This window comes from Streptomyces sp. NPDC000134, from assembly GCF_042899225.1.
Classification (GTDB): Bacteria; Actinomycetota; Actinomycetes; order Streptomycetales; family Streptomycetaceae; genus Streptomyces.
The window spans coordinates 40,930-66,325 of the sequence record NZ_JBIAZN010000017.1; the positions used below are offsets into that span (position 1 = coordinate 40,930).

Annotated in this window: 25 protein-coding genes and 1 tRNA gene; 12 read left to right on the plus strand and 14 right to left on the minus strand. The window is 70.7% G+C overall.

The window, feature by feature from the left end; all coding sequences use genetic code 11:
• Positions 1-9: 9 nt before the first annotated feature.
• Positions 10-963 (plus strand): FAD-dependent oxidoreductase, encoded by a 954-nt coding sequence (locus tag ACFY32_RS24395; RefSeq protein WP_390675253.1) that lies wholly within the window; start codon positions 10-12, stop codon positions 961-963.
• A 48-nt stretch (positions 964-1,011) separates the two neighbouring features.
• Here the strand turns inward: ACFY32_RS24395 and ACFY32_RS24400 are convergent, their stop codons facing one another.
• The gene (locus ACFY32_RS24400; protein ID WP_390675254.1) at positions 1,012-1,716 is read right to left on the minus strand and encodes a nucleotidyltransferase domain-containing protein; all 705 of its coding nucleotides are present in this window, start codon (positions 1,714-1,716) and stop codon (positions 1,012-1,014) included.
• A 189-nt stretch (positions 1,717-1,905) separates the two neighbouring features.
• Between ACFY32_RS24400 and ACFY32_RS24405 the strand changes: the two genes are divergently transcribed.
• Both ACFY32_RS24405 and ACFY32_RS24410 read left to right on the plus strand, forming a co-directional pair.
• A complete protein-coding gene (locus tag ACFY32_RS24405; protein WP_362107902.1) occupies positions 1,906-2,259 on the plus strand; it encodes a DUF317 domain-containing protein in 354 nt (117 codons plus the stop codon).
• 68 nt (positions 2,260-2,327) lie between these two features.
• Complete coding sequence (locus ACFY32_RS24410) at positions 2,328-3,149, plus strand: DUF317 domain-containing protein (RefSeq protein WP_053637949.1); 822 nt, start codon at positions 2,328-2,330, stop codon at positions 3,147-3,149.
• Positions 3,150-3,404: 255 nt separating this feature from the next.
• Here ACFY32_RS24410 and ACFY32_RS24415 read toward each other — a convergent pair whose 3' ends face one another.
• The 6 genes from ACFY32_RS24415 to ACFY32_RS24440 form a co-directional block, all read right to left on the minus strand.
• Positions 3,405-3,785 (minus strand): hypothetical protein, encoded by a 381-nt coding sequence (locus ACFY32_RS24415; protein WP_390675255.1) that lies wholly within the window; start codon positions 3,783-3,785, stop codon positions 3,405-3,407.
• Positions 3,786-3,887: 102 nt separating this feature from the next.
• Complete coding sequence (locus tag ACFY32_RS24420; RefSeq protein ID WP_390675256.1) at positions 3,888-5,624, minus strand: relaxase/mobilization nuclease domain-containing protein; 1,737 nt, start codon at positions 5,622-5,624, stop codon at positions 3,888-3,890.
• Positions 5,621-6,013, minus strand: coding sequence for a plasmid mobilization protein (locus ACFY32_RS24425; protein WP_007492055.1), 393 nt, complete (start codon positions 6,011-6,013; stop codon positions 5,621-5,623). Before ACFY32_RS24425 ends, ACFY32_RS24420 begins: the two co-directional genes overlap by 4 nt.
• A gap of 318 nt (positions 6,014-6,331) precedes the next feature.
• Positions 6,332-7,621 carry a hypothetical protein gene (locus ACFY32_RS24430; RefSeq protein ID WP_390675317.1) on the minus strand — a complete coding sequence of 430 codons (1,290 nt, stop codon included), beginning with the start codon at positions 7,619-7,621 and terminating at the stop codon, positions 6,332-6,334.
• Positions 7,622-7,832: 211 nt separating this feature from the next.
• Positions 7,833-8,534 (minus strand): ATP-binding protein, encoded by a 702-nt coding sequence (locus tag ACFY32_RS24435; RefSeq protein WP_087774235.1) that lies wholly within the window; start codon positions 8,532-8,534, stop codon positions 7,833-7,835.
• Positions 8,531-9,463 carry a hypothetical protein gene (locus tag ACFY32_RS24440; RefSeq protein ID WP_362107910.1) on the minus strand — a complete coding sequence of 311 codons (933 nt, stop codon included), beginning with the start codon at positions 9,461-9,463 and terminating at the stop codon, positions 8,531-8,533. Before ACFY32_RS24440 ends, ACFY32_RS24435 begins: the two co-directional genes overlap by 4 nt.
• 510 nt (positions 9,464-9,973) lie before the next feature.
• On the opposite strand from ACFY32_RS24440, the gene ACFY32_RS24445 reads away from it, so the two are divergent.
• The 4 genes from ACFY32_RS24445 (at position 9,974) to ACFY32_RS24460 (ending at position 13,238) form a co-directional block, all read left to right on the plus strand.
• Entirely contained in the window at positions 9,974-10,231 is a 258-nt protein-coding gene (locus ACFY32_RS24445; RefSeq protein WP_053212833.1) for a helix-turn-helix domain-containing protein, read from the plus strand.
• Positions 10,232-10,277: 46 nt separating this feature from the next.
• The gene (locus tag ACFY32_RS24450) at positions 10,278-10,658 is read left to right on the plus strand and encodes a helix-turn-helix domain-containing protein (protein ID WP_053637906.1); all 381 of its coding nucleotides are present in this window, start codon (positions 10,278-10,280) and stop codon (positions 10,656-10,658) included.
• A gap of 50 nt (positions 10,659-10,708) precedes the next feature.
• Positions 10,709-12,217 (plus strand): LacI family DNA-binding transcriptional regulator, encoded by a 1,509-nt coding sequence (locus ACFY32_RS24455; RefSeq protein ID WP_390675257.1) that lies wholly within the window; start codon positions 10,709-10,711, stop codon positions 12,215-12,217.
• Between the two features lie 178 nt (positions 12,218-12,395).
• A complete protein-coding gene (locus ACFY32_RS24460; protein WP_390675258.1) occupies positions 12,396-13,238 on the plus strand; it encodes a PE-PGRS family protein in 843 nt (280 codons plus the stop codon).
• Here the strand turns inward: ACFY32_RS24460 and ACFY32_RS24465 are convergent.
• The 4 genes from ACFY32_RS24465 to ACFY32_RS24480 all read right to left on the minus strand — a co-directional run bounded on the left by ACFY32_RS24465 (position 13,168) and on the right by ACFY32_RS24480 (position 16,950).
• A complete protein-coding gene (locus tag ACFY32_RS24465) occupies positions 13,168-14,814 on the minus strand; it encodes a PE-PGRS family protein (protein WP_390675259.1) in 1,647 nt (548 codons plus the stop codon). The genes ACFY32_RS24460 and ACFY32_RS24465 overlap by 71 nt on opposite strands.
• Before the next feature lie 225 nt (positions 14,815-15,039).
• Positions 15,040-15,113 (minus strand) — tRNA-Pro (locus tag ACFY32_RS24470).
• Positions 15,114-15,179: 66 nt separating this feature from the next.
• On the minus strand, positions 15,180-15,923 hold the full coding sequence (locus ACFY32_RS24475; protein ID WP_359203628.1) for a Pr6Pr family membrane protein: 744 nt from the start codon (positions 15,921-15,923) through the stop codon (positions 15,180-15,182).
• 97 nt (positions 15,924-16,020) lie between these two features.
• Entirely contained in the window at positions 16,021-16,950 is a 930-nt protein-coding gene (locus ACFY32_RS24480; RefSeq protein ID WP_390675260.1) for a metallophosphoesterase, read from the minus strand.
• Between the two features lie 144 nt (positions 16,951-17,094).
• On the opposite strand from ACFY32_RS24480, the gene ACFY32_RS24485 reads away from it, so the two are divergent.
• Positions 17,095-17,559, plus strand: a complete 465-nt coding sequence (locus ACFY32_RS24485) for a GatB/YqeY domain-containing protein (RefSeq protein ID WP_359203634.1) — start codon at positions 17,095-17,097, stop codon at positions 17,557-17,559.
• Positions 17,560-17,816: 257 nt separating this feature from the next.
• On the opposite strand, the gene ACFY32_RS24490 is transcribed toward ACFY32_RS24485, so the two are convergent.
• A complete protein-coding gene (locus ACFY32_RS24490) occupies positions 17,817-20,156 on the minus strand; it encodes a transglycosylase domain-containing protein (RefSeq protein ID WP_390675261.1) in 2,340 nt (779 codons plus the stop codon).
• Positions 20,157-20,615: 459 nt separating this feature from the next.
• On the opposite strand from ACFY32_RS24490, the gene wblA reads away from it, so the two are divergent.
• The gene (gene wblA, locus ACFY32_RS24495) at positions 20,616-20,951 is read left to right on the plus strand and encodes a transcriptional regulator WblA (RefSeq protein ID WP_190202869.1); all 336 of its coding nucleotides are present in this window, start codon (positions 20,616-20,618) and stop codon (positions 20,949-20,951) included.
• Positions 20,952-21,015: 64 nt separating this feature from the next.
• On the opposite strand, the gene ACFY32_RS24500 is transcribed toward wblA, so the two are convergent.
• Positions 21,016-22,389, minus strand: coding sequence for an ArsA family ATPase (locus ACFY32_RS24500; protein WP_390675262.1), 1,374 nt, complete (start codon positions 22,387-22,389; stop codon positions 21,016-21,018).
• Positions 22,386-23,363 carry an ArsA-related P-loop ATPase gene (locus ACFY32_RS24505; RefSeq protein WP_359203645.1) on the minus strand — a complete coding sequence of 326 codons (978 nt, stop codon included), beginning with the start codon at positions 23,361-23,363 and terminating at the stop codon, positions 22,386-22,388. Before ACFY32_RS24505 ends, ACFY32_RS24500 begins: the two co-directional genes overlap by 4 nt.
• Positions 23,364-23,434: 71 nt before the next feature.
• Between ACFY32_RS24505 and ACFY32_RS24510 the strand changes: the two genes are divergently transcribed.
• The 3 genes from ACFY32_RS24510 to ACFY32_RS24520 all read left to right on the plus strand — a co-directional run bounded on the left by ACFY32_RS24510 (position 23,435) and on the right by ACFY32_RS24520 (position 25,343).
• Positions 23,435-23,593 (plus strand): DUF4177 domain-containing protein, encoded by a 159-nt coding sequence (locus ACFY32_RS24510; protein WP_073947089.1) that lies wholly within the window; start codon positions 23,435-23,437, stop codon positions 23,591-23,593.
• On the plus strand, positions 23,590-24,057 hold the full coding sequence (locus ACFY32_RS24515; protein WP_359203649.1) for a RidA family protein: 468 nt from the start codon (positions 23,590-23,592) through the stop codon (positions 24,055-24,057). Before ACFY32_RS24510 ends, ACFY32_RS24515 begins: the two co-directional genes overlap by 4 nt.
• Before the next feature lie 290 nt (positions 24,058-24,347).
• Positions 24,348-25,343 carry an alpha/beta fold hydrolase gene (locus tag ACFY32_RS24520; protein ID WP_390675263.1) on the plus strand — a complete coding sequence of 332 codons (996 nt, stop codon included), beginning with the start codon at positions 24,348-24,350 and terminating at the stop codon, positions 25,341-25,343.
• Positions 25,344-25,396: the final 53 nt, after the last annotated feature.

Consider the following 25,396-nt stretch of genomic DNA (forward strand, 5'->3'; position numbering starts at 1 on the left):
GTCAGACACATGACCGCAGGGGAGCGCGTTGTCGTTGTCGGGGCTGGGGTGGCTGGGCTCACCACGGCCGTTGTTCTCGCCGAGGCCGGGGCTTCGGTGCACGTGATCGCCGAGCAGGTGCCGGGGGTCACGTCGCTGGCGGCCGGGGCGATGTGGGGGCCTTACCTGGTCGAGCCGAAGGACAAGGTCGACCAGTGGGGACAACGGTCCCTGGAGATCTTCCGCGAGCTGGCCCAGGACCCGGCGACGGGCGTCCGGCTCACCAGTGGCATCGAAGCGTCCCGCACGGCCGAGGCCGCGCCGGACTGGGCCACCACTTTGCCGGGTTTCCGACCGTGCGAGCGGGCCGAACTTCCGGCCGGGTTCACGGCGGGCTACCGGTTCACCGTGCCACTGATCGACATGCCCACCTACCTCGACTACCTCCTGCGTCGGCTCCGCGATGCCGGGGGTGTGGTCGAGCGGCGACGGCTGACCTCGCTCTCGGACGCCGGTCCAGCCTCAGCGATCGTCAACTGCGCGGGCCTTGGTGCACGCGACCTGGTTCCGGACCCTGACCTCCGGCCCATCCGCGGCCAGCACGTCGTCGTCACCAACCCCGGGCTGACCGAGTTCTTCTCCGAGGACACCGGTCTCTCGCCCGATCTGCTGTGCTTCTATCCTCACGGCGACACCGTCGTCCTGGGCGGCACAGCGATCGACGGTGAGGGCGATCTGGCCCCCGATGACAAGGCGGCGGCCGGTATCCTCGCCCGCTGTGCCGAGGTCGAGCCCCGACTCGCCCAGGCCCGTGTCCTGGAGCACCGGGTCGGCGCTCGACCGACCCGCGCCACGGTCCGTGTGGAGGAAGAGGTGGGGGAGGACGGCACCGTGGTCGTGCACAACTACGGGCACGGAGGTGCTGGCGTCACGCTGTCGTGGGGGTGCGCCGAGGAGACTCGGGATTTGCTGTCGATCGCGTGATCTGCACGTGGAGGAACAGACGTTGCGACGTCCGCAGCGTGGGATCGCTCAGGGCGCCCCGACACGCTTGTAGCCGAACCACAACCGGCCGCCGGTCTGCCCGAGCACCTCGTCCACGACGGCCACGAGGGTCTCGACTCTCCCGTCCAGTACCTCCTGTAGGCCGTGGTGGAGGCGTGTGCTGAGCCCTGGCGCGGTTGTCTCAAGGCGGCGTGCCAGCCACTTCCCACCGCCACCCCACGAACCGCCAACGGCCAGTGCCAGCTCACCGGTGCGTCGCACCAGTTCGGTCGCGATGAACAGGCGCTCGCTCTGGTCGTCGCTTCCCGCGAGGTCGTCGAGGAGGTCGGTGATCGCGTAGCGGCGGTCGTCGATCTCTTCCGACGACACCGGGGGTGGTCCGGCGGCGGTCAGCTTCCGGGCCTGTGCGGCGAGGCGGGTTCCGAGTCCATCGGTGTCGAAGAGCAGCAGCCCGTCGGCACACATCCACAGCAGCGGTGACCGGCGCTTGCGCAGCTCCCTTTCGACGTAGGCGTGCCATGTCGCCTCGGTGTGCACAAACATCTCCACTGGCCAGTCGGCGTACTGGAGGCTTGCCCGGTAGGGGGCTGGGGCGCCGTGGAGCAGGACCACGACGTCGAGGTCCGAAGTGGCCGTTCGGCGGCCGGTCACGACGCTGCCGCCCAGGAACGCGGCTCGTGCTTCGGGGTGATGTTCCTCTACGACGGCGCGTGCGGCCTCGATCGCATCCATGCGGCAACTATCAGCACTGTCCCCGCCGCGCGCACGCTCTTTCTCTGTGTGACTGCGATGTCTCGCCCTCTGCTTCTCAGTTCGCCGGGGGCAGACAGCGAAGATCCACGAATGACTGGCCAACGCGGCAGCGGCATGTGAACCTGGACGACCTTCTCGCGAAGCACCAGGTCAGAGAGGTGATTGTCTGTGACTGCGGCGCCCCAGGGGCCCGGATTCTCCACCACTGTCGAGGCCCTGCGGCTGCGCGAGTGGCTGCTCGGCCCGGGCCAGGCCACGCTCGTAATGGGTCAGTTCTCCGCCGACGACTTCCACCTGGTCGTGGACGACCGCGCGGACGTACACGTCAATTCGAAGGACGGTCGCTTCTACCTTGGATGGTTCCCGCTCGGGCGCCCTGGCACCGACGGCGAGGGATGGAAGATCGCCGTCACCGGTACGGCCAAGGTGCGCGGCTACCAGATGTCCTTCGACACCGAGACGCCGGCCGATGTCGTCGCCGCCGCTGTTGCTCGCGTGCTGGAGACGTCCCAGCAGCTGTGACTGCCAGAGGCTCCAGCCCCTCGGGCACCCTCGACGTCCGCGCTAGCGGCATCAAAATCACCAAGCTCTTGGAGGGGTACCTGCATCCCGACTTCCCGATCGGCCCACCTAGCCCGGTGAACGTCCCGTCCGCGTACTGGGTCGGTCCACGGCACCTGGCCGGTGACGACGGACGCCTGTACGACGCTGTCGCCGATACGCTCGCTGGCCTGGGCTGGACGAGCCTGACGATCGTCCGCGGGCGCCAGCAGCCGGACGAGGCGCTGGAGGACCGACAGGTCTTGCGCAGCACCGTCCTGCACATCAGTCCCGACTCCCTGCGGTGGGCGCAGTGGGTCTTGCCGGACGAGCCGTTCCACCTGGGGAACCTGCCGATCGCCTGGCAGGTGTCCGCTCGTTCGGACCCGAGCAGCCCGCTCGCCCAGTGGTCGGCCTACTTCACCCCCGAGGTCCCCGGAGAGGTCCTCGGCACCTTCCTCGCCGCGCTCGACGCCCGCGATCAGCCGGCCATGCCGCTCGGTGGCCCCGAGCTGGTCCTCGACGCGGTTACGGCGCACGGGTGGCTGCGTGACGTAGACCAGCCCGGCACGGGAGCGGTGGACCCGACGTTCGCCTCCCACGTCCGCCTCGGCGAGGTGCCGCCCCTCATCCAGGATGGCGACACACTCGCGCTGGTGGCTGAGGCGGACGAGGCGGCCCTGGCCGGGTGGCAGGCGTGGGCGGAGCCGGTGCTCGGAGCGGGCTACCTGTGGGCGGCGTCCTTCGGCCCCAGCGTGCCGCACGACCTCGTCGCCGCCTTCGCCGATTCCCTCAGTTCCAGCGCACCGGTGCTGCGTCGGGTGGTGCCGGAGAGCACCCATGACCGGCTCCTGCGCGCTCCAGCCGGCTGAGGGCCATCCAACGCATAGAAGCCGGGCCTCCCCTCGGGGAGGCCCGGCTTCATGCTGCTGTGCCCTGGTCGGCGTCCTCGTGCGTCACGGTCTGAGGTTGTTGAGAGCGGTCCGCCTCCACGCCTGGTGCTTCGTTCGGCGTGACGAGTCCTACCGGCTATCGCATGGGACGCACACGCCTCTGTGTCAGATGCCGGATCGGTCTTTGGAGCCGGTCACCAGCGCGTTGGGTACGTATCGGCGCGGGGGCCAGGGTCAGAAGGCGTAGGGGGTGAAGGGGCGGATTGGGTCGACGATGAACCCGAGGAGGCGATCGAGCTCGGCTCGCTCGTCCTCATTCATGAGCTCGACGGCGTTGCCGAGCCTCTTCACGTCGAGTCGCTCCCAGAACGGGGCCAGGAACTGGTCGAGGGCATCCGGAGCTTGGTCCATCGTGCGCCGGTAGTCCTCGTATCGCTTGTGCTGCTTCCTGATCTCGTCGAACTCGGCGCGAGTGGCCCTGCGGAGGAGGCTCAGCTCGTCCTTGCTGAACGGGCGTCCGTCGAGGTGGTACCACTTGCTGGTCTCACGCTGGCGCTCGACGTCCGTGTCGCAGAGCAGGACGACGATCTCCGGTCGTGCTTGGGTGTTGGGCATACGGGAGTTCCTCCTGGGAGTGGGCGGGTGAGACATAAATGGTCCGGAGAACCGCCGGTTTGCCCAACCGGCGATCGTCGGCTATGTTGCGTCGCTTTCCGGTCAGCGGCGGCGGCCGGAATAGTTCGCGGTGTCCTGCCTCAGCGGCGTGTTGGGCACTGAGGGCTTCTGGCGGTGACTGCCTTGGGCGAGTGCCTCGTGGGAGCTTTCGGGTAGGGCGGGCAGGTGGGCGCTGCGGCGCAGGCGCCAGACGAGGACGTCGCTGATGGAGGTGGCGGTGCCGAGCTCGCGCCGCCGGGCAGCGTCAGCCAGCAGAGCTGCCGGGTCGTGGCCAGCCCTCCGGGCGTCGTCGAGGGTGGTGGCCAGTGCGGACCAACCGTCCTCGGCCCGGATCCGTTCTGCCAGCTCCGGTAGCACCTGGCGAACAAGGTCGGCCTGCCGCTGCCGGACGCGCGGGGCCAGGCGCTGGCCTCGCTGGCCCAGTGCGGCCATGGGCTCCCCCGCGGCGGCCTGGTAGGCGGCGCGCAGATGCTCGGCGGTTTGTCGGGCGGCTGCGGCCTGCTGGCTGTGGTGCTTCTTCGCGTGCCAGTTCGCGGTGGCGATGGCGAGGAAGAAGGCCATGTCGATGAGCATCGCGGTGGTGGCGCCGTCTTCGCCGCGACCGAGGGCTGGGCCGCTGTGGACGAGGTCGCGGGCGGCCTGGCGCAGGGCGCGGTCATGCCCGCGTACGGCCCTCACGTGGGAGCGGCTGGCCCGCTCGAATGCGAAGGCCGCTTCGCGGAGTTCAGCGCGGGTGTGGGCGGCGGAGGTCTTGGCGAGCGCGTCCAGGACTTCACCCGCTGCGGCGATCTGGGCAGCTGCCGCGCCGTCATCACCGTGATCGATGATCATGAGGGCCTGCCAGGTGGCGCCGGAGGCTCGGCGCCGCGCGAACGCGGGACCGGTCACGTCCGGCAGGACCGGCTGCTCCCGCCCTGAGCCGTCCGCCGAAGCGGCCTCCGTGGGCAGCGCCCAGCGTTCACGGATGCGGGGCAGGGACAGATCGGGCGCGAGCGTGGAGCCCGCGTAGAACACCGGCTCCTTCTCACCGTTGCGGTCGTCGGCCAGGGCGACCTTGTAGCCGAGCAGGTCGCCGGAGGGCGCGACGCGCTTGCGGATCAGCAGGCCGGCGGCGGCCAGGCGGTCGAAGAACTCCTCCGTGGAGGTGGTGCCGGCGACGGCGCGGCGTACGGTCTCGCGCAGTTCCTCACGCGCGGTGCGCTTGCGGTCTTCCCGTTGGGCTTTGTGGCGTTCGGCGCTGGTGGGCCGCTGGGCGGCGGTGCCGTCGCCGGCGTGGAGGCGGCGCAGCCCGTAGTCGTTCTCGATCTTGCGGGCTTCGGCCTGGGAGCGTTTGCCGTCCTGGCGAAGGCGGGCCTGGCGGCCGTCCTCGCGGACGATGGTGGCGATGATGTGGATGTGGTCGTCGGCGTGCCGGACGGCCGCCCAGCGGCAGGCGGCGTCGTCGCCGTCGGGGGCGATACCGGTGGCGGCGACCATCCTGCGGGCTATCTCGCCCCACTGCTCGTCCGACAGGATCGGGTCCTCGGGGGCGGCGCGTACCGACAGGTGCCACACGTGCTCGGCGGGCCGCCGGCTCTCGGGAATGGCCATGACCGGCTGGTCGAGCAGCCGCTGGAGATCGCCGTACGTGGCGTCGGGGTCTCGGCCGGGATCGGGGGCAAGGCCGTCCCAGGCGGCCACCAGGTGCGGGTCGATGTGCTCCTCGTGCGTGCCGGGCCCGTACAGGTAGTGGAGCAGGCCGATGGTGCGCCTGCCCCTGGTGTGGACGCGCGGGATCACGCAGCCGCCTGGTTTTCCAGGTGCTGCTGGGTGAAGGCGTCGACTCGCTTGGCGGCACGCTGGACGGCGGCGAGGACGGCCGCGGCCTGCGGGGCGTCGGCTCCGGAGTTCAGCGCTTTGGCTACCTGGTTGAGGTTGTTGCCGATCTGCCCGAGGTGCCGCCGCAGCGCGAACAGCTCCTGCAGCATCTCTTTCTCACCCGCGATGTCCGCCGCGGTGCGGTTGAGGTCGCGGGCAGCGTTGAGAGCCGCGCGGGCAAGGAACCCGGCGACGCTCATATGGCACTCGGCGGCTGCGCGGACGAGGAGTTGGTACTCGTCGTCGTTCATGCGGCAGCTGGGCTGGCGCACGCGTTTCTTCTCGTCGCGCAGACGCTCACGCTGCTGCACACGGGGCTTCGACGGAGCAGCGTGAGCGCAGTCGGTGCTGTGGCACGTGCGCGGTTCCTCCCTCTCAGGATGCGATCCGCCCTCGGTCGCATCCTCAACGATCGGCGCCCCCCGGTGCCGATCCGCTCCTGCCACTCCCGGGGCGGGAGAGGCAGGAGCATTGCTCCCGACGGGAGCGATGCTCCTGCACCAACTTGCTCCCGATGGGGCAGGGGTGATCAGCAGGGATTCCTCGTGGGGCATGGGGTCTTCGTGGTGCGGGGCGTGCATGGGGCCCTTCGGGTAGGGGTCTGGTTGGGAGTGCTGGTGCTGCGGGGATCAGCGGAGTGGATCGCCGGCTGCTGCCTTGAGCTGGGCCTTGAACTCGCGGACGACTCGTCCGACGCCGTCGCTGGAGACGGTGTAGCCGGCGGCGCGCAGGGCGTCCTCGACCCGGTCGCGGCCGACGCTGCCGGTCTCCTCGTAGATGCGGCGAGCGTGCTTGAGGATGACCTCGTCGGAGGCACGGGCTTTGCCGGCGTCGCGCTTCTTCCGGGCAGCCCCCTTCCGTTCGCGCTTGCCCGACACGCTGCCCGGGCTGTTGCCCGTCGGCGCCGGGCTGTCTTCGGCTTCTGCCCGTGCGGACAGCCCGGGCACCGGGCGGGCAGTCTCCGGGCGGGCAGCCGGAGGCACCTCGTCGTCACCCGCGTCCGATGGGTGTGGGCGGGCAGCTTCCTCTGCCCGCGGCAGTGGTGCCGGGCGGCTGTAGCGCGGGCGGCTGTGCCCGGATTCACGGAGAGGGTTGGAGGCCGGAATCTGCCAGCGCGGCGGCAGCGTGATGGAGGCGAGGTCGAGGGCCTGCTTGCGGGTTGCGAGCTTGCGCAGCAGCAGCTCGTCCTGGAGCGGGTCGCCGTCGACGCCGGCCCGCTCCAGCGCTTCGTGCAGACGTTCCGTCAGGCGTCGTTGCCGCCGCCTGCCGCGCTTGCGGTCGGTCATCGACTCGGCGCGCAGGATCAGGGCGACGGCTTCACTCAGCGCGCGCTCACGGATGAGGCGGGTGGCATCGGCGTCTTGGTCGGCGATCCCGAGCCGCGCTAGGAGGCGTTCGCGTGCCTGGCGGACGAGGACGGCGGCCAGGCCGCGTGAGGCGGCGTCGGGGGTGCGGTGGCGCAGCTCGATGCCCATGGCCAGGTGCCACAGCATCGCGGCCATGACCGGGCCGACGAAGGCTCGCACGGTGCCGCCGACCAGCCCGGACTCGGCGTAGGCGGGCAGGATCTGGACGGTGGTGATGACCCAGGTGAGGGTGCCGGGCAGGCCGGGTGTTTGCTTCGGGCCGTTGAGGTTCTGCCGGGCCATCAGGGCGGTGGCGAACAGGGCCAGCTCTGCGGCGGCGAACATCGCGACGCGTTCGGTGGTGCCGCCCATGTCGAGGTAGTCGGCGGCGAACCGCCAGCTGGTGTCCGCGCTGTAGGCGGTGCAGCCGAGCGCGGCCATGGCCGCGACGGGCACCGCGACGGTCCCGCGCCAGCGTTTGCTGCCGGGCGGCCGGCGGCGCTGCTGGCGGATCAGCCATCCGGCGAGCAGGCCCAGCAGCACGAGAGAGATGAGGAGCGCCAGGGTTGTCACCGGGGAGGTGACCCAGTCCGGGCGGAGCGGCGTGCCGCTGTTCCGGGTGGCCAGGGAAACGAGGGTCAGAGAAGGCAGGAGGGTCTCCAAGGTGTAGGGGAACCGGGGAGGGCCGGACGATCACGGCGGAGCGTTGAGCGGTCCTGCCGCGCGGGCCGGCGCAGGCCAGGCGTGAGCGCGCGCGGCGCGGCGAGGCAGGTGGGGAGGCCGGTCAGGCGGAGGGCGCGGTGCGGCGTCGTCGGTCGGGGCCTTTGAGGATGACGCGCTCGGTCATCTCGGCGAGGCGGGAGGCGACGCGGTCACCGAGGGCGACGCGTAGCTGCTCCGTCGGGAGATTGGTGGTGATGAGGGTGGGGAGCATGTGCTCGTACCGGTGATTGATGAGCCGGTAGGTGAGCTCCTCGGTCCACTCGCTGGTCTTGGCCGCACCGAGGTCGTCCAGGCACAGCAGCGGGCAGCGTGCCAGGGTCTGCAGTTCACGTTCGGCGTCATGGCCGGCGCGTGGACGCAGGCGAGCGTGGAAGTCGGCGGTGGTGGTCGCCTCCCAGCGAAGGCGGACGCCACGGGCGAGCAGGGTGCGGATGGCGCCGTACGCCTGGTACGTCTTGCCCGTGCCCGTGGGGCCGGCGATCAGCAGCGACGGGCCTTCGGCGATGCCCGGCCCCCCAGGGCCGGGGCGTCCGGCGCGGGCGATCTCGTCGGCCCAGGCGGTGACCTTCGGGTGGTCGGCCAGGGCTCGGCGGTATCGGGCGGGGATCCTGGCGTCGGCGAGTTCCAGCGCGGTGACGGGCTCGGCGTGCCCTTCTTCGACGGCGGCGGTGGCGAGGTCGATGCCGCGACTGGCAAGGATGCCGTTGAGCCGGTCGGCGAGCGGGCCGACCCGGTGGGGCTCGCGGGTGAGGGTGGCGGTCAGAGGTCACCTCCGTAGGCGGCTTCGACATCGACGGGGTTTGTCCACGCCCTGTGGACAACCGGCGCGGCGGGGGCCGCGTTCATGGCTTCGTGCACGAGGCTCGGCAACGTGCTGGGGTGCAGGCCCTTGGCGCGGTGCAGTCCGAGTCCGGCCCGGATGTGATCGGGGGCTATGCCCTCGTCGAGCAGCTTGCGCACCTGCTGGCCGAGATGGCCCAGGACGTCCTTGGGTGGCCGGTGTGTGCAAGCGGCGGCGTACTCGGCGATGAGCTGGTTGGCCGAGACGGTGCGAGGTGCGGGGGCGCTCGCGCCCCCCGAAGGGGTATCTCCTAGATCCATGATCCTAGGTCCTAGATCCGGACCGTGAGGCGTCACCGCTCCCGCACCGAGCCCTCCCTGCTTCCTCACGGAGGACTCCGTGAAATCGTCCTGACCTGCAGGTTCGCCATTCGGAGCGGGATTCACCGCAGGGTTGCGTACTTGCCCGGACCCCTCACGGAGGGCTCCGGGAGACAGCGGTGCGGGCTCCGTGACGCCAGCCCCCGCAGCCGGCGTGCCGACGCCGGACGCGGTGCGAGTCGGCGTGTCGTGGCGCGGGCAGGCTGGCAGGCGGCTCGCGCTGGGGCGGTTGATCTTCTGATGCTGCCGCCAGGTGACGATGTGCAGGTAGCGCTTGTCATCCGTGCCCTTGTAGCGGCATATCAGCCCGGCGTCGGCGAGCTGGGCGAGGTCCTGCTCGACGGCGGAGGGCGTGTGTTCCGGGCGCAGGACCCACAGTTGCCCGGCGATGATCGCGGCATGGTCGCGGTGGCGGCCCTGGTCGTCAGCCTGGGTGAGCAGGCCGAAGAAGGTGCGCTCGGCGGTCAGGGAAACGGCGGCCAGGGACTCGGAGACGAAGGCTTCAGGCTTGATGGTGCGGATTCGTGCCAAGAGGGGCGGTCCTCACTCGGTGGCCGGTGGGCTGGGTGCCCACGGTTCACCGTCGGTCGGGGGCGGAGACGGGTGTGAAGGGCGGGAATGTACGGCCGTTGACGCGGGAGCGTTGATGGCCGCTCGCGCTTTCCGGGGTGTCGTCAACATAGCCACACCCACGGCGCGCAAGTCCAGCCCTATCCGGCGCAATCTCTCACGGCAGAAATGCCGCTGGAAATCGAATCGGCGAGGGCGGTGCGAAAACGGTAGGGCACGATCGGCGGTTGACCAAATAGTTGCCCCGCACCCCGAGCCAGAAGGATCACATCGGGAAGCCGTTGACGTCCTGCGAGCGACGAAGCTACAACACAACACCCCACGTCAGAGAGGTCTCTGGATGTTGGGACCCGTTCGGGGATCCGGCCTTGCGCAGCACCCCGACCGCCTCGCTCACCGATTGAGCGCGGCGCAACATAGCCGACGATCGCCGGTTAACCAAACCGGCGAATGCACGCTACAACTGGAGCCATGGCAGCACGATCTCTGGAAATAGGGCCCGCAGGAATGCTGGCGGCTCGCACCATCGAAATCCTCCGTACGGAACGCGGCCTTGGGCAGCGCCAACTCGCCGCGCGGTGTACCGCTTTGGGCCGTCCTATGTCCAACACGATGCTGTCCCGCATCGAACTCGCCAAGCGGCGATGCGATATCGACGACCTCGTCGCCATCGCCGAAGCCCTGCAGGTATCGCCCGTCGCCCTCCTCCAGGGCCCGGGCGCCACCTGAGCCGCCCACGCATCCCCCCCCGCCCTCGCGACCAGGAGCCGCCCCCTTGCACCGACCCACGCCCGCGCCCGTCCCCCACAGGCCGTCCGACGCCCCTCCACCCCGCCTCTACCGCCCCGAGGAGATCGCCGACACCCTCGGCTGCTCGTCCTGGTGGGTCAAGGACCGAGCGCGACGGCGTCTGATCCCGCACACCCGGGTCGGCCGCGCCTACCGCTTTACCGCCGAGCACCTCGCCGAGATCATCCGCCTCTACGAGGAGCGGCCGGCACAGCCCGCGCAGACAGCCGCCCGGGCGACCGAGCCGCTCTCCGAGCCCGGTACGCAGACCGACTCCGCGCAACGTCGTCGCCCCGCCGTGGCGCCGGCGACTCGCCTGCGGGCCCGCCCGCCGCGTCGACAGCAGCAGTACAGCACTGTCGCGTGACCCGATCGCATCTGCCGTAGCCGAGGACAACCAAGAGGGGACAGCGGGACTTGGGTTTCGCGGAGAAACGCGGAAACTACTGGCGCGGCCGGTACAAGGTCGCGCCCGGCAAGCACAACACGGTCGTCGACGAGAACGGCAAGGCGATCAGGTTCGCCACCAAAGGCGAGGCCCAACGGGCAGCGGCCGAGGCCGAGAACAAGTACCGTCGCGGCGACTGGCGCGACCCGGCCCTCGGCCAGGAGACCTTCGGCGAGTACGCGAACCGCTGGTACGAGGCCCAGGACCTGGCGGCCTCGACCATGCAGAACTACAAGCGGCACATCGAGGAGCACCTGCTCCCCGAGTTCGAGGACAAGGCGCTCGCCGGCATCCTGCGCACGGACGTCGACCTGTGGGAGAAGAAGGAGAAGGCCCTCTACGCGGCCTCCAGCGTCAAGACCTGGCGCTCGACGCTCCACCTGATCTTTGAGGACGCGATCGACGAGGGCCTGATCACGTCCAACCCGGCCGCTCGGCGGCGCGGACGCGGCAAACGCGCCGGCCGCTCCCGAGACCGTGGTCCGGAGAAGGTGGTCACCGACGCGCTCGGCATCCTGCTGACCGCCGAGCGCGCCGCCCTGCTCTCCGGCCGTGATGACGAGTTCGTCGCCGTGGTCCTCAAGGGTTACACCGGCATGCGCTGGGGCGAGATCGTCGGCCTGGAGACCGCGTTCGTCCGCCCTGGAGCCGTCCGGGTCGAGTGGCAGCTGTACGAACTCGACACAGGGGAGTTGGTGCGCTGCCCGCCGAAGGACGACAGCTACCGCACCATCGACTCGATGGACTGGCTGTCCGCGCTGGTCGCCAACCACATCGCCCGCACGAAGCCCATGCCGTGCCCCTGTCACGGCAAGACCTACGTCTTCCGAGGACAGGGCGCGGCCCGTACCGGGGGCCACCAAGGCGCGAAGCTCGTCGACGTCGCCCGCCGTGCCGGCGTCTCGACCGGCACGGTGTCCAACGTCCTCAACCACCCCGAACGCGTCACCGAGGCCACGCGAGAGAAGGTCGAGCAGGCCATCGCGGACCTCCGGTTCGTCCGGGGCGGCGTCGTACCGGAGCATGCCGCCCACTGGCGCAGGAACGGTTTCGCAACCTGGCTGTTCACGCCGGCGGTCTCCGGCTGGTACCCGAAGAAGGCACCCCAGGAGCCACGACCGGTGCCCTTGCTCGGCGAGCCGTGGCCCGGCGTCCCAGCGCGGGGGCGAGGTGCCAGCGACCGGGCCGACGCCTGCTGGCTCCCGATAGCCAAGGGACTCACGCCCCACGGCCTTCGCCACACCCACCGGACGATGATGGAGGACCTGGGAACCGAGAAGGTGCTCATGGACGAACGCATGGGCCACATCGACGGCTCGGTCTCGGCACGCTACGCCCACGTCACCCCAGGCATGCGCAAGCGCCTCATGCTGGGGCTGACCGAGCAGTGGGAGGCAGCGCTCGACGCACGTTTGGCCATGAGCGCCACGTCACCAGTGCGCGTGCTGAGTGATCTCCTGCGGGCACGCGGAGTGTGACGCGTGCCCGTCAAGTCGTAGCAAGCAAAGAGCTGTGCCCTCCGGCGACCACTCCCGGAGGGCACAGCCGCATCCCCGATGCCTCCACTAGGCCGCGTCAACTCCGCGCGGCCGTCTCACTCCAGCAGTTACGACGATTGCCCAGTAACGGGACCAACGGACCTGGCTCAATAGGCACATGGAGATTGGCGAGCACTGGGCCTACCGTGCGAGGCCCAAGGACTTGGGCAGCCCTGTCAGGCGGGTGGAGATCGTTCGGGTGGGCGGCCGTGGCAGGTCTGACTGGATCCACATCCGGTTCCTGGAAGGGGATGACGCCGGCCTGCAGGAATGGGTGAGTCCCGGCTGCCTCGTACCACCGTGGTCAGACGTCTATGCGTTCCGCGCCGATGACGAGGCAGAACTCAGACTGACCGAGGCGTCACGCCATGCACGAGGGAGCACCAATTTCGAGGCCGCGCGCCTGATCCTCGGGTTCGTCCGGCCGAAGAACAGGCTGCGCCTCCGCCGAGGGGTGGCGGACGCGGGAGTTCTGGAACTGAGCCGACTCGACGAGACCGCGCCGCTCATCGGAATGGACGCCACCGCGCTCCGCAGTGACCCGATGGTGCACGAGAACCGCGCCGGCATGTGCCTGGCCGGCTGGCCGGTCACCGAGCGCGTCGCCCGTCAGGTAGCGGGCCACCTCGCCGACGAGATCCTCCCGGAGGTGGACCGCAAGCAGCAGGACATCGAGCAGGAGCGCGCACAGCCCTCCTGGTACTCGTACCGTCGTCGGGACGACCGCAAGTTGGATGCGGATGCGGCCGTCCTGCGGACCGTCCGGGTGTGGTGCGGCGAGGACAAGGCTGAGCGCTACGACGAGCTGGTCGCACTGCGCGAAGAGGTCATCCGGCTCGGCCAGCTGGTGGAGAAAGCGGTCAAGGCCCTACGCGACCGTGGGCACGGCGTCATCGCCTCCACCATTGAGCGCGACCTTGGCGTCCATATCGCCAGCCTTGATCCTGACGTGCGTCGATAGAGCCGCGCCACCGCTCCGGGGTCGGCTTCGGCGGCTCGGGCCGTGCCGCAGGCTGCTCCCTCTCCGGCCGGTGCGGGTTCCAGCTGCCGAGAAAGGGCCGTAGCTGATCTCCCGTCGGCTCCGCGTGGAAGTCGAGAACGGCCAGGCCCCTGCCGGTCATGGTGGGGTTCAGCCGGTCGGCCTCCGCCTTCCCCCAAGCCGACCACTCTCGCAGCCTCTCGGCTTCGACGGCGTCGTCCGATGTGGCGGCGGCTTTGTCCAGAGCGACGCAGAACACCCGGATCTCTCCAGTCACCTTCCACTGCTCCAGGGCTGTGCCGAAGTGCTCCGCCCGTAGGGCGTGAACCGCCTTGATCGAGGCGGCACTGACGGCGGACTCCCACTCCCGCCTCTCACGCTCCTCCCGCTCCGACTCCAGACGCCGACGCTCCGCCTCCTGCAGCTCCCGCTCCTCTCGCAGGCGCCGCTGCTCCGCCTCCCGTTCCAGCCGAGCCCGCTCCTGCTCCTCCGCGCGCGCCTTCAGCGCGCGGAACACCGAACCGACCTGCTCCTCCAACGGCTTCTTGGCGGTGTCGGCCCATTCCTTCTTCCAGCCGTAGCTGTGGCCGTAGCCGTAGCCCGAGTGCTCGCTGATCAGCAGTTCCAGCTCGCCGGAGGGCTCGAACCTGTGCGCCGGCGTCACCCGCTGCCAGTCGTACGTACGTCGGCCCGGCTGCTTGGGCACGTACCGGACCTGCTTCTGCCGTTCGCGGAAGCCGACCTCGTACGTCCTGCCGTGGACGGTGAGCAGGGGCCTGGGCTGCTTTCGCTTCTTGGACACCGTGATCTCGCCGTGGCGGGCGAGTGCCTGCTCGGCGAGGAGCCGGAGGAGCGAGAGGACTCGGGGCAGGACCTCCTCCGAGATCTCGAAGGCGCTGTGGTCCGCAGTGACTGCGGCGATCACGTCCTCGACATCGCTGATCACCCGGCTGCGCGCCAGCCGGATCCGGTTCCACTCGGTGTCGTCCTCCCCGGACACCCTGAGCAGACCGAGGAAGAAGTCCCCCTTCGCCCGGCCGCTGTACTTCAGGTGATACCCCTCGGGCGCACACTGCCGGGCCGCGTCGAAGGTCCTGCGGTAGCGGGCTCGCTCCTGGTCGCTGGGGTTCGGGATCCGGAGGAACCGCCCAGCCTGCTGTACTTCCGCGATCAAGGCGGCTCCGATTTCCGCTGGCGACGCCTGCGGGTGCTTGGCGGCGCGTTGCGGCGCCGGCTTCGTCGTGGACGGAGCTGTGTCCTGCTTCTGCGGAGGAGGGGCCGGCCGTGTCCGTTGCTCGGAACCCGCCGACCGCTGCTTGCGCGGCGCCGGTTCCGGCCGGTCCGGGTGATGGCCGTGTTCCAGGTAGAAGCGCCCCGCGTCAGTGATCTCCGCCTGCCACTTCCCATCCTGCTTGGGCATGGTGATCAGACGCCGCTCCTTGAGCGCGCGGGCGGTGAGGGCGAACTCTGGGCTGTCCGACGTGACGGGGTCGGCTCCGTCCCCGATGCGGGTGAGGAGTGCGAGCTGCCGGTCATTTAACGGAGACCATCGATGCATGGCGATCGTCGTACCGCCTGTGATCGGCCTCGCACAACCATAGGGATGACCCTTTCCCAGCGTGAGCGGCAAAGAGCGGACTGGACGGCGGACGGCCGCTCGCTGGGAGCCGCCGGGAGCCGGTTTCTGGAAGTTGGCTCCCAAACGGCTCCCAAAACGGGGCCGCAAAGCAAATCAGGCCCGGTGCTGATCTCTCAGCACCGGGCCTGACCTGGTGTTTCTCTGTCGGGGTGGCGGGATTTGAACCCACGACCTCTTCGTCCCGAACGAAGCGCGCTGCCAAGCTGCGCCACACCCCGAGTGTCGTCGCTGTCGCGGCGACGTCGTTTACTTTAGCCCACCGTGCGCCGGAGACGAAATCCGATTCAGTGGCGGCAGCGGAGGGGGTTCGGGCGGGCGTGGTCCGCGCCGACGAGGAGTGCGGCGACGGCGTAGCCGGCGAGGCCGAGGAGGAGGGTGTTGCCGAGGACGCTGCGGTAGCCGTGGGCGTCGACGTCGAGGAAGGGGTAGAGGTAGCGGGCCGGTGTGCCGGGGAGGAGGAGTTCGCCTCGGACGAGGGAGAACGCCAGGTAGGCCAGGGGGTAGGCCAGCCAGGCCGCCGCGTGGCGGAGGCGGAGGCGGCCCGGGGCCGTCAGGAGGAGCCAGTCGGCTGCGACGGCCAGGGGGACCGCCGTGTGGAGGAGGTGGCCGGCGAGTGCGTGCAAGCCCGTCGGGGTGCTCGTGAGGGCGTAGGGGCTCGCGGTGTTCGTCAGGAGCAGGTGGTGCACCAGGGCCGTGGTCACCGCGTAGAGGAGGGCCGCGCCCGTTACGGCGGGCGGCAGGGGGCGGCCGGCGGTCCAGGCCCTGTGGGCCGACAGGGTCAGGACGGCGGCCAGGAGGATGCTGCTCTGGAGTGTGAAGTAGCTCAGGGTGCGGGTGATGTCGCCCGTGGCCAGTTCCAGGGTGACGCCCGTGGCGGCGAGCAGGGCGGTCAGGAGGCGGAAGGCCGCCGTCGCCGGGCGGCGTACCGGGGGGAGTACGGCCATGGCCGGGACCGGGGCGGGCAGCAGGGCGGGCGGGCCCGGGACCGCGGGCAGGTCCGGGAGGTCCCTGGGTATCGGTGCGGTCATGCCCCCACGGTAGGGAGATGGGGTAAAAGGGGCGATTGGGGTGGGCTGGATGGGGGATCGGCGGGATCACGCAGGGTTTGCCGACCCCCTTTTCCGCCTAGTCCTCCCGGCTCACCAGCGTCAGCAGTGTCGCCTCCGGGGGGCAGGCGAACCGTACCGGCGTGTAGCGGTTGGTGCCGCAGCCCGCGGAGACGTGGAGGTACGAGGTGTGGCCCTCCGACGTGTGTGTGGACAGGCCCTTCACGCGGTCCGTGTCGAGGTCGCAGTTGGTGACCAGGGCGCCGTAGAAGGGGATGCAGAGCTGGCCGCCGTGGGTGTGGCCGGCGAGGACCAGGGGGTAGCCGTCCGCCGCGTACGAGTCGAGGACGCGCAGGTACGGGGCGTGCACCACGCCCATCGAGAAGTCGGCCGAGGGGGAGGGGCCGCCGGCCACCTCCGCGTACCGGTCCCGCTTGATGTGCGGGTCGTCCAGGCCGGTCAGCTCCACCGAGACGCCGTCGATCTTGAGCGTGCCCCGGGTGTTGGTGAGGTTCAGCCAGCCCGCGGCGTCGAAGCTGTCCCGCAGGTCCTCCCACGGGTTGTGGACGACGTCCTTGGCGGGCGGGTTGCCGTTGAGGCCGTGCTTGCCCTGGAGCTTCTCGACCAGGTACCGGGCGGGGTTGCGGAGCCGGGGGCCGTAGTAGTCGTTGGAGCCGAAGACGTACGCGCCCGGGAACTCCATCAGCGGGCCCAGCGCGTCCAGGACCTCCGGGACGCCCTCCGGGTCGGAGAGGTTGTCGCCGGTGTTGATCACGAAGTCGGGGCGCAGGCCGGCCAGGGAGTGCAGCCAGCGCTGCTTCTTGCGCTGGCCGCCGACCATGTGGATGTCGGAGACCTGGAGCACGCGCAGGGGGCGTATCCCCGAGGGCAGGACGGGGACCGTCACCCGTCGGAGGCGGAAGGAACGGGCCTCGAAGCCCGCGGCGTAGACCAGACCGGCGGCTCCAGCCGCCGCGATGGACAGGGGCACTCCGTATCGCGTGCGCATACCGCCATCGTGTCAGACGGCGGCGGGCAGGGAGCCGCCGCGGGGGGGCTTAAGTCCCGGTCGATGACCGTCGATTCGCCCCTCGGTCACCGTCCGGTGAATAAGGAAGGCGGCTTCCCACCCGTACCTGCGACAATCGACCGCATGACCACGCTCAAGTCGAAGCTGCAGGATGACCTCAACGCCGCGATCAAGGAGCGCGACGAGCTGCGCTCCTCGACGCTCCGGCTGACGCTCACCGCGATCACCAAGGAGGAGGTCGCGGGCGAGACGAAGCGCGAGCTGTCCGACGACGAGGTGCAGAAGGTGATCGCCCGGGAGGCGAAGAAGCGCCGGGAGGCGGCCGAGGCGTTCGCGCAGGGCGGCCGGGCCGAGAGCGCCGAGCGGGAGAAGGCCGAGGGCGAGGTGCTGGCCGTGTACCTGCCGAAGCAGTTGTCCGACGACGAGCTGCACGCGATCGTCGCCCAGGCCGTCGCGGAGGCGAAGGCCGCCGGGGCGGAGGGGCCCCGGGCCATGGGCGCCGTCATGAAGATCGTGAACCCGAAGGTGGCCGGCCAGGCCGAGGGCGGCCGGGTCGCCGCGGTGGTCAAGAAGCTGCTCGCCAACTGAGCCACCGAAGCCGAAGCCGAAGTCGAAGCTGAAGCCGGAACTGAAGCCGGAGCCGAAGCTGGAGCCGGAGCCGGAGCCGGAGCCGGAGCCGGAGCCGAATCTGCCGGGCCGCCGGGTCGCCGCGGCCGCGTGGCCACGCGGCCATCGTGCAAAAGGCTCAGCCACCACGGCCACCGCGGCCACAAAAAGGGCGGCCCCTCACTCCCACAGAGTGAGGGGCCGCCCTCTTCGGTTCGCGACCGGAGGCCGGGGCGGGCTCAGCCTCGCCTTCCCCCGGGTCCTCCGGTTCCCCCGGGACCGTTCCCGCCGTTGGTCATCCCCTGGAACAGGTTGTCCCAGTCGAAGCCACCGCCGCCACCGTCACCTCCGCCGTTGCCGCCGTCGCCGCCGGTGTCCCCGCCGCCGATGCCGCCGACGGCACCGGTGTCACCACCGCCCCCGTTGCCGCCGTTGCCCCCGTCGTCACCGTTGCCCCCGTCGTCACCGTTGCCCCCGTCGTCGTTGCCGCCGCCCGGGTTCCGGTCGGTGTTGCCGTCGGGGATGTCGACCTGGGTGAAGTCGGGGGCCTCCTTGCCCTCCAGCGCGCCGCTCATCATGTCGCGCCAGATCGGGCCGGGGACCTCACCGCCGTACACCTTGTCGTGCCAGACGCCGCCGATGCTGATGCCGACCATCCGGCGCTCGTGCGCGGGGTCGCCGACCCAGACCGCGCCGGCCATGTTCGGCGTGTAGCCGACGAACCAGGCGGCGTAGCGGTAGTCGGTGGTACCCGTCTTGCCCGCGCTGGGCCGGCTGGTCAGGCCGGCCTCGGTGCCGGTGCCGTCCTCGACGACGCCCTTGAGGAGCGTGTTGACCGTGTCGGCGGTGGTCTCCGACATCGCCCGCGAGCAGGTCGACTTCGGGACCTCCAGCGACTTGCTCTGCTGGCCGACGCGCTGGCTGATCGACTCGATGGCGACCGGCGTGCAGTACATGCCGCGCGAGGCGAAGGTCGCGTACGCGCTGGCCATGGTCAGCGGCGACATCTCCTGGGTGCCCAGGGCGATGGACGGCGCCTGGTCCATGGTGCGGCCGTCGGCGCGCTCGACGCCCATCTTCTGGGCCATCTCCGTCACCGGGCAGATGCCGACGTCGGCGATCAACTGCACGAAGTAGGTGTTGACCGACTTGGCGGTCGCGTCCTTCATGCCGTAGGGGCCGACCTCCGACTCGTTCTCGTTGGTGAGCTTGGCGCCCTCGGTGTTCACCCAGTTCTTGCCGTCGCAGGTCCGGATCGGGCTCGGGTACTGCATCTCGTACGGCGAGGAGTACGTCTTCGTCGCCGGGGTGCCGCCCTCGATCGCGGCGGCGGCGACGATCGGCTTGAACGTCGAACCCGGCTGGTAGCCGGCGCCGCCGCCCATGGAGGCGTCGACCGAGAGGTTGATCTGCGTCTCGTTCTTCCCGAAGCCGTACGGGCGGGACTGGCCCATGGCGAGGATCTTGCCGGTGCCGGGCTCCACGACGGTGGCGGCGGTCGCCACGTCGTCGTCCTTGTTGACGTGCTCCTTGATCGACGCCTGGGCGGACTCCTGGGCCTGCGGGTCCAGGGTGGTACGGATGGTCAGGCCGCCCTGGTTCCAGATCTTGGCCCGGTCCTCCTTGGTCTTGCCGAAGACCGGGTCGCTCAGGAACACCGCGCGGACGTAGTCGCAGAAGAAGCCGGCGCCGTCGACGGCGGTGATGCAGCCGTTCTTCGGGCGGCTGATCTTCAGGGCGAGCGGGGCCTTCTGCGCCTCGGCGGCCTCCGCCTGGGAGATGTCGCCGACCTGGGCCATGCGCTGGAGCACGGTGTTGCGGCGCTTGACGGCCTCCGCCTCGTCGTTCACCGGGTCGTAGCGGCTCGGCGACTGGACGATGCCGGCCAGCAGCGCGGACTCGGGGAGGGTGAGGTCCTTGGCGTGCTTGGAGAAGTACCGCTGGGCTGCGGCCTCGACACCGTACGCCTGCTGGCCGAAGAAGGTGATGTTCAGGTAGTTCTCGAGGATCTTCTTCTTGCCCAACTCCTCCTCGACCTGGATCGCGTACTTCAGCTCGCGGATCTTGCGGCCGAGCGTCTGCTGGGTGGCCTGGGCGACCTTCGTCGGGTCGTCGCCGGCCTCCTCCACGAAGACGTTCTTCACGTACTGCTGGGTGAGGGTGGAGGCGCCCTCGGCGACACCGCCGCTCTGCGCGTTCTTGTTGAGCGCGCGCAGCACGCCCTTCAGGTCGATGGCCCCGTGCTGGTAGAAGCGCGAGTCCTCGATCGCGACGATCGCCTTCTGCAGGTACGGCGAGATGTCCTTCAGCCCGACCACCGTGCGGTCGCGCGAGTACACCGTGGCGATGGTGCCGCCCTCGGCGTCGAGGATGCTGGTGCGCTGACTCAGCGGCGGTGTCTTCAGATTGGCCGGCAGCTCGTCGAAACTCTCCACCGAGCCCTTCGCGGCCAGGCCCAGCGCGCCGACCGCGGGCAGCGCGATGCCCGCCAGGACGGCTCCCGCGAGCACACTGACACCGAGGAACTTGGCGGCCTGCTGCGTGGGTGACAGACCACCGCCCGAGCGGTTCTTTGCCATGGGGGCAGCCTACGTTCTCATTCGCCGGACACACGGATATGCCTTGGCCTAAGCTGCTCTCAACTGTCACAGCAGTGCGGCCATGTATCAATACGTCCTGCGGCGTCGGATCGTTCCGGTCGGTTCGAATTTTTTTCGGCCCGGCGTCCGGAGGGGCGTGTTGGAGCACGGGGGCGCTTACCGGAGCGTGTGAAGTATGTGCCCGAATCCGCCTTGAGTGTCGTGCGGTGTCCGTTGTGGCGCACCGGTTACGAGTCCGATGCCGGGTTCGTCACGCATGTCGCCAGCTCACTCCCCCGGGTGATCTGCCGCTTCCCCATAGTCCGTTCGGGCCATTCAAGATTGGGCCCGAAGGGGGTGTTGCGCTGTGCCCACCTTCCGTAACGTCCTCAACTGGCGGCGGTGAATATGCCGCTGCCGCCGTGGGGGAGCCTCGATTCGGGAGAGGACGGCGCCGGTATGGGCTGGGTAACCGACTGGAGTGCGCAGGCCGCCTGCCGCACTACCGATCCGGATGAACTGTTCGTTCAGGGAGCAGCGCAGAACAGGGCCAAGGCGGTGTGCACCGGATGCCCGGTGCGGACCGAGTGCCTGGCCGACGCGTTGGACAACCGCGTCGAGTTCGGCGTGTGGGGAGGCATGACGGAGCGGGAGCGGCGCGCACTGCTGCGCCGGCGGCCCACCGTCACCTCCTGGCGCCGGCTCCTGGAGACGGCACGCACGGAGTACGAGCGGGGGGCCGGTCTCGTACCCCTCGACGACGAGGTGTACGAGGACTACGCGGCCGTCGGGTAGCCGTCACGCCGCTCGCCCAGGGCTCTCACTCGGGACGTCGTCGCCCCGGGAGGCGCCGCGGCACTCACTCGGCCGGGTCGGGCAGCTCCGGCCGGACCGTCGCCAGACGGTCGCCGATGTCCCGCAGCCCCGCCAGGTCGTGCACGTCGCCGGGCAGCGCGGCCACCTCGGTCACGGCCACCTCGGGGTGCCGGGCGGTGAAGCGGTCACGGGTGCGCTGCTCGCGGGAGAGCAGGTGCATGCGGTCGGCGTGCAGTCTCAGCAGGCTCGCGGCGAGCCGGTCGGCGGAGAGGTCCGGGTCCGCGGGGGCGTCCTCGGAGGTGTTCGCGGAGGTGTCCTCGGCACTCTCCGGGCCGTGGGGGCGGCCGAGAGGGCCGGGGTCGTCGGGCGTGCCTGAACTGCCGTACGTATCGGGAGAGTTACGAAGACCAGCTTTCCCGTCGTCCTGATCCACAATGCCGGGGTCCTCAAGATTTTCCGCGGCGGCCAGCGCCCGCTCCGCCGACAGGTGGTCGGCGCCGCTGCCGTGCACCCGGTTGAGCACCAGGCCCGCCAGCGGCATGTCCTCCGCCGCCAGCCGCTCCACGAAGTAGGCGGCCTCGCGCAGCGCGTCCCGCTCCGGGGCAGCGACCACCAGGAACGCCGTGCCGGGCGCCTGGAGCAGCTTGTAGGTGGCGTCCGCGCGGGTGCGGAAGCCGCCGAACATCGAGTCCATCGCGGCGACGAAGGTCTGCACGTCCTTCAGGAACTGGCCCCCGAGCACCTTCCCCAGGACGCCCGTCATCATGGACATGCCGACGTTGAGGAACTTCATGCCCGCCCGGCCGCCGACCTTCGCCGGGGCCAGCAGGACGCGGATCAGCTTGCCGTCCAGGAAGGAACCCAGGCGCTTGGGGGCGTCCAGGAAGTCCAGGGCCGAGCGGGACGGCGGGGTGTCCACGACGATCAGGTCCCACTCGTCGCGGGCCCGCAACTGCCCCAGCTTCTCCATCGCCATGTACTCCTGCGTGCCCGCGAAGCCCGCCGAGAGCGACTGGTAGAAGGGGTTGCCCAGGATCGCGGCGGCCCGCTCGCGGTCCGCGTGCGCCTCGACGATCTCGTCGAAGGTGCGCTTCATGTCCAGCATCATCGCGTGCAGCTCGCCGCCCGCCGTGTCATCGATGCCCTTCACCCGGCGCGGGGTGTTGTCCAGGGAGTCGATGCCCATGGACTGGGCGAGCCGGCGGGCCGGGTCGATGGTCAGCACGACCACCTTGCGGCCCCGCTCGGCGGCCCTGAGGCCCAGCGCCGCCGCCGTGGTCGTCTTGCCGACCCCGCCCGAGCCGCAGCACACCACGATCCGGGTCTCCGGGTCGTCGAGCAGCGGGTCGACGGCGAGTACCCGCGCGGGGGACAGACGGCGCGCGCCCTCCTGGGCGTGGGCCGGGTCCGGACTCATGCGATCCCCTGCTTCCGCAGCTCGGTGGCGAGTTCGTACAGGCCCGCCAGGTCCATGCCCTCGGCGAGCAGCGGCAGTTCGTGCAGCGGCAGGTCCAGTCGCCCGAGCACGGACCGCTGCTCCTGCTCCAGCGCGTACCGCGCGGCGTACTCCCCGGCCTGCCCCAGCAGCGGGTCCACCAGCTTCTCGGCGCGCCCGCCGCGCCGCGCCCCGCCCAGCCCGGCGGCCGACAGCGACCGTGCGAGGGAGGACCGCGGCAGCTCCCGTACGAGATCCAGGTCGGCGGCGTCCAGGATCTCCGGGCGGACCATGTTGACGACGACCCGGCCCACCGGGAGCTTGGCCGAGCGCAGTTCGGCGATGCCGTCGGCGGTCTCCTGGACGGGCATCTCCTCCAGCAGCGTCACCAGGTGCACGGCCGTCTCGCGGGACTTCAGCACCCGCATGACCGCCTGCGCCTGGTTGTGTATCGGGCCGATCCGGGCGAGCCCGGCCACCTCGTCGTTGACGTTCAGGAAGCGGGTGATGCGGCCGGTGGGGGGCGCGTCCATGACCACGTAGTCGTAGGCGAAGCCGCCGCGGCGGTCCTTGCGGCGCACCGCCTCGCACGCCTTGCCGGTCAGCAGGACGTCCCGGACACCGGGCGCGATGGTGGTCGCGAAGTCGATGGCGCCGAGCTTCTTCAGGGCCCGGCCGGCACCGCCCAGCTTGTAGAACATCTGGAGGTAGTCCAGCAGCGCCAGCTCGGGGTCGATGGCGAGGGCGTACACCTCCCCGCCCCCGGGAGCGACGGCGATCTTCCGCTCCTCATAGGGCAGCGCTTCGGTTTCGAAGAGCTGCGCGATGCCCTGCCGGCCCTCGACCTCGACGAGGAGCGTCCGCTTCCCCTCCGTGGCCAGGGCCAGCGCTAGGGCGGCGGCCACCGTCGTCTTGCCGGTTCCGCCCTTGCCGCTGACGACCTGGAGCCTGCTCACGTATTCGAGCGTAACCAGTCCGCGGCGGGCTACGCGGGAGGGTGTGGATAACAGCGGATACAGTCGGCCGCATGACCAAGTGGGAATACGCAACCGTGCCGCTGCTCGTCCATGCCACGAAGCAGATTCTGGACACCTGGGGCGAGGACGGCTGGGAGCTGGTGCAGGTCGTGCCCGGTCCCAACCCGGAGCAGCTCGTCGCCTACCTGAAGCGGGAGAAGCAGGGATGAGCGCCGTCGAGGCGAGGCTCGCCGAACTCGGCCTGACCCTGCCGGAGGTCGTCCCGCCGCTGGCCGCGTACCAGCCGGCCGTGCGGTCCGGGGTGTACGTGTACACCTCGGGCCAGCTTCCGATGGTCGAGGGCAAGCTCCCGGTCACCGGCAAGGTGGGCGGCGAGGTGACGGCGGAGGAGGCCAAGGGACTGGCCCGGATCTGCGCGCTGAACGCCCTGGCCGCCGTGAAGTCCGTCGCCGGCGACCTCGACCGCGTCGCGCACGTGGTGAAGGTCGTCGGCTTCGTGGCGTCCGCGCCCGACTTCACCGGGCAGCCCGGCGTGATCAACGGCGCCAGCGAGCTGCTGGGCGAGGTTCTGGGCGACAAGGGCGTGCACGCGCGCAGTGCGGTCGGCGTGGCGGTACTGCCGCTGGACGCGCCGGTGGAGGTCGAGGTCCAGGTGGAGCTGAGCGGGGAGTAGTCCCGCGCGGGGGGCGCCTTCGCCGGGTCCGTCCCGCGCGGGGGGCGCCTTCGCCGGGTCCGTCCCGCGCGGGGGGCGCCTTCGCCGGTCCGTCCCGCGCGGGGGCGGGCTTTTCGGCCCTTCCCGCCTTCCCGCGCGGGGGCGTGCTTTCCGACCGTCCTCGCGCGGCGCGTGTTGCCGGCCCGGCAACAAACCTCGTGGCGGGCGCCCCGGCCGCCGCAGGATCGCCACAGGTGCCCGGGTGGAACCCTCCGGGGGCCTGAACGCTCTTCACGTGCCCGGGAGGACCCATGCCGCAGCCGTCCGTCACCGACCGTCCCGTCCACCGCCTGGTGCCCGCGCCGGCCGGCCGTATCCACCTGGTGGAGCAGGGCAGCGGCCCGCTGGTCCTGCTGGTGCACGGCTTCCCGGAGTCCTGGTACTCCTGGCGCCGCCAGTTGCCCGCGCTGGCCGCCGCGGGCTTCCGCGCCGTCGCGATCGACGTGCGCGGCTACGGCCGCTCCTCCCGGCCCGCCGAGGCGGCCGCGTACCGGATGCTGGACCTGGTGGCGGACAACGCCGCCGTGGTGGAGGCGCTCGGCGAGCGCGAGGCGGTGATCGTCGGCCATGACTGGGGCTCGAACATCGCCTCCGCCTCCGCGCTGCTGCGGCCCGACGTCTTCCGCGCGGTGGGCCTGCTGAGCGTGCCGTACACCCCGCCGGGCGGGCCGCGGCCGAGCGAGGTCTTCGCGGGCCTGGGCGGACCCGATGGCGAACAGGAGTTCTACGTCTCGTACTTCCAGGAGCCCGGCCGCGCGGAGGCGGAGATCGAGCCCGACGTACGGGGCTGGCTGGCCGGTTTCTACGCCGCCCTGTCCGCCGACACCATGCCCGCGCCCGGCGCCCCCGACCCGCACTTCGTCGGCCGGGGCGGCACCCTGCGCGACCGGTTCCCGACCGGGAGGCGGCCGGCCTGGCTCACCGAGGCGGACCTCGACGTGTACGCGGGGGAGTTCGAGCGGACCGGTCTGACCGGCGCCCTCAACCGCTACCGCAACATGGACCGGGACTGGGCCGACCTGGCCGGCCACCGCGGCGCCCCCGTCGAGCAGCCGTCCCTGTTCCTCGGCGGCACCCTGGACGCCTCCACCACCTGGCTGTCCGACGCCATCGACGCCTACCCGGTGACCCTGCCCGGCCTGACCGCCTGCCACCTCCTGGACCGCTGCGGGCACTGGCTCCAGCAGGAGCGCCCCGAGGAGACCAACCGGCTGCTGACCGACTGGCTGGCCGCGCTGCCCGCCTGACACCGACACGGCGACCGGCACAGCGGGCGGCGCGGCGACCGGGGCTACGACCG

Bases quoted from the DNA above. Each gene is read 5' to 3' on its own strand.
- ACFY32_RS24395 (WP_390675253.1), top strand. From the start codon at position 10: ATGACCGCAGGGGAGCGCGTTGTCGTTGTCGGGGCTGGGGTGGCTGGG.
- ACFY32_RS24400 (WP_390675254.1), bottom strand. From the start codon at position 1,716: ATGGATGCGATCGAGGCCGCACGCGCCGTCGTAGAGGAACATCACCCC.
- ACFY32_RS24415 (WP_390675255.1), bottom strand. From the start codon at position 3,785: ATGCCCAACACCCAAGCACGACCGGAGATCGTCGTCCTGCTCTGCGAC.
- ACFY32_RS24445 (WP_053212833.1), top strand. From the start codon at position 9,974: ATGGCAGCACGATCTCTGGAAATAGGGCCCGCAGGAATGCTGGCGGCT.
- ACFY32_RS24460 (WP_390675258.1), top strand. From the start codon at position 12,396: ATGGAGATTGGCGAGCACTGGGCCTACCGTGCGAGGCCCAAGGACTTG.
- ACFY32_RS24465 (WP_390675259.1), bottom strand. From the start codon at position 14,814: ATGCATCGATGGTCTCCGTTAAATGACCGGCAGCTCGCACTCCTCACC.
- ACFY32_RS24475 (WP_359203628.1), bottom strand. From the start codon at position 15,923: ATGACCGCACCGATACCCAGGGACCTCCCGGACCTGCCCGCGGTCCCG.
- ACFY32_RS24480 (WP_390675260.1), bottom strand. From the start codon at position 16,950: ATGCGCACGCGATACGGAGTGCCCCTGTCCATCGCGGCGGCTGGAGCC.
- ACFY32_RS24485 (WP_359203634.1), top strand. From the start codon at position 17,095: ATGACCACGCTCAAGTCGAAGCTGCAGGATGACCTCAACGCCGCGATC.
- ACFY32_RS24490 (WP_390675261.1), bottom strand. From the start codon at position 20,156: ATGGCAAAGAACCGCTCGGGCGGTGGTCTGTCACCCACGCAGCAGGCC.
- wblA (WP_190202869.1), top strand. From the start codon at position 20,616: ATGGGCTGGGTAACCGACTGGAGTGCGCAGGCCGCCTGCCGCACTACC.
- ACFY32_RS24500 (WP_390675262.1), bottom strand. From the start codon at position 22,389: ATGAGTCCGGACCCGGCCCACGCCCAGGAGGGCGCGCGCCGTCTGTCC.
- ACFY32_RS24510 (WP_073947089.1), top strand. From the start codon at position 23,435: ATGACCAAGTGGGAATACGCAACCGTGCCGCTGCTCGTCCATGCCACG.
- ACFY32_RS24515 (WP_359203649.1), top strand. From the start codon at position 23,590: ATGAGCGCCGTCGAGGCGAGGCTCGCCGAACTCGGCCTGACCCTGCCG.
- ACFY32_RS24520 (WP_390675263.1), top strand. From the start codon at position 24,348: ATGCCGCAGCCGTCCGTCACCGACCGTCCCGTCCACCGCCTGGTGCCC.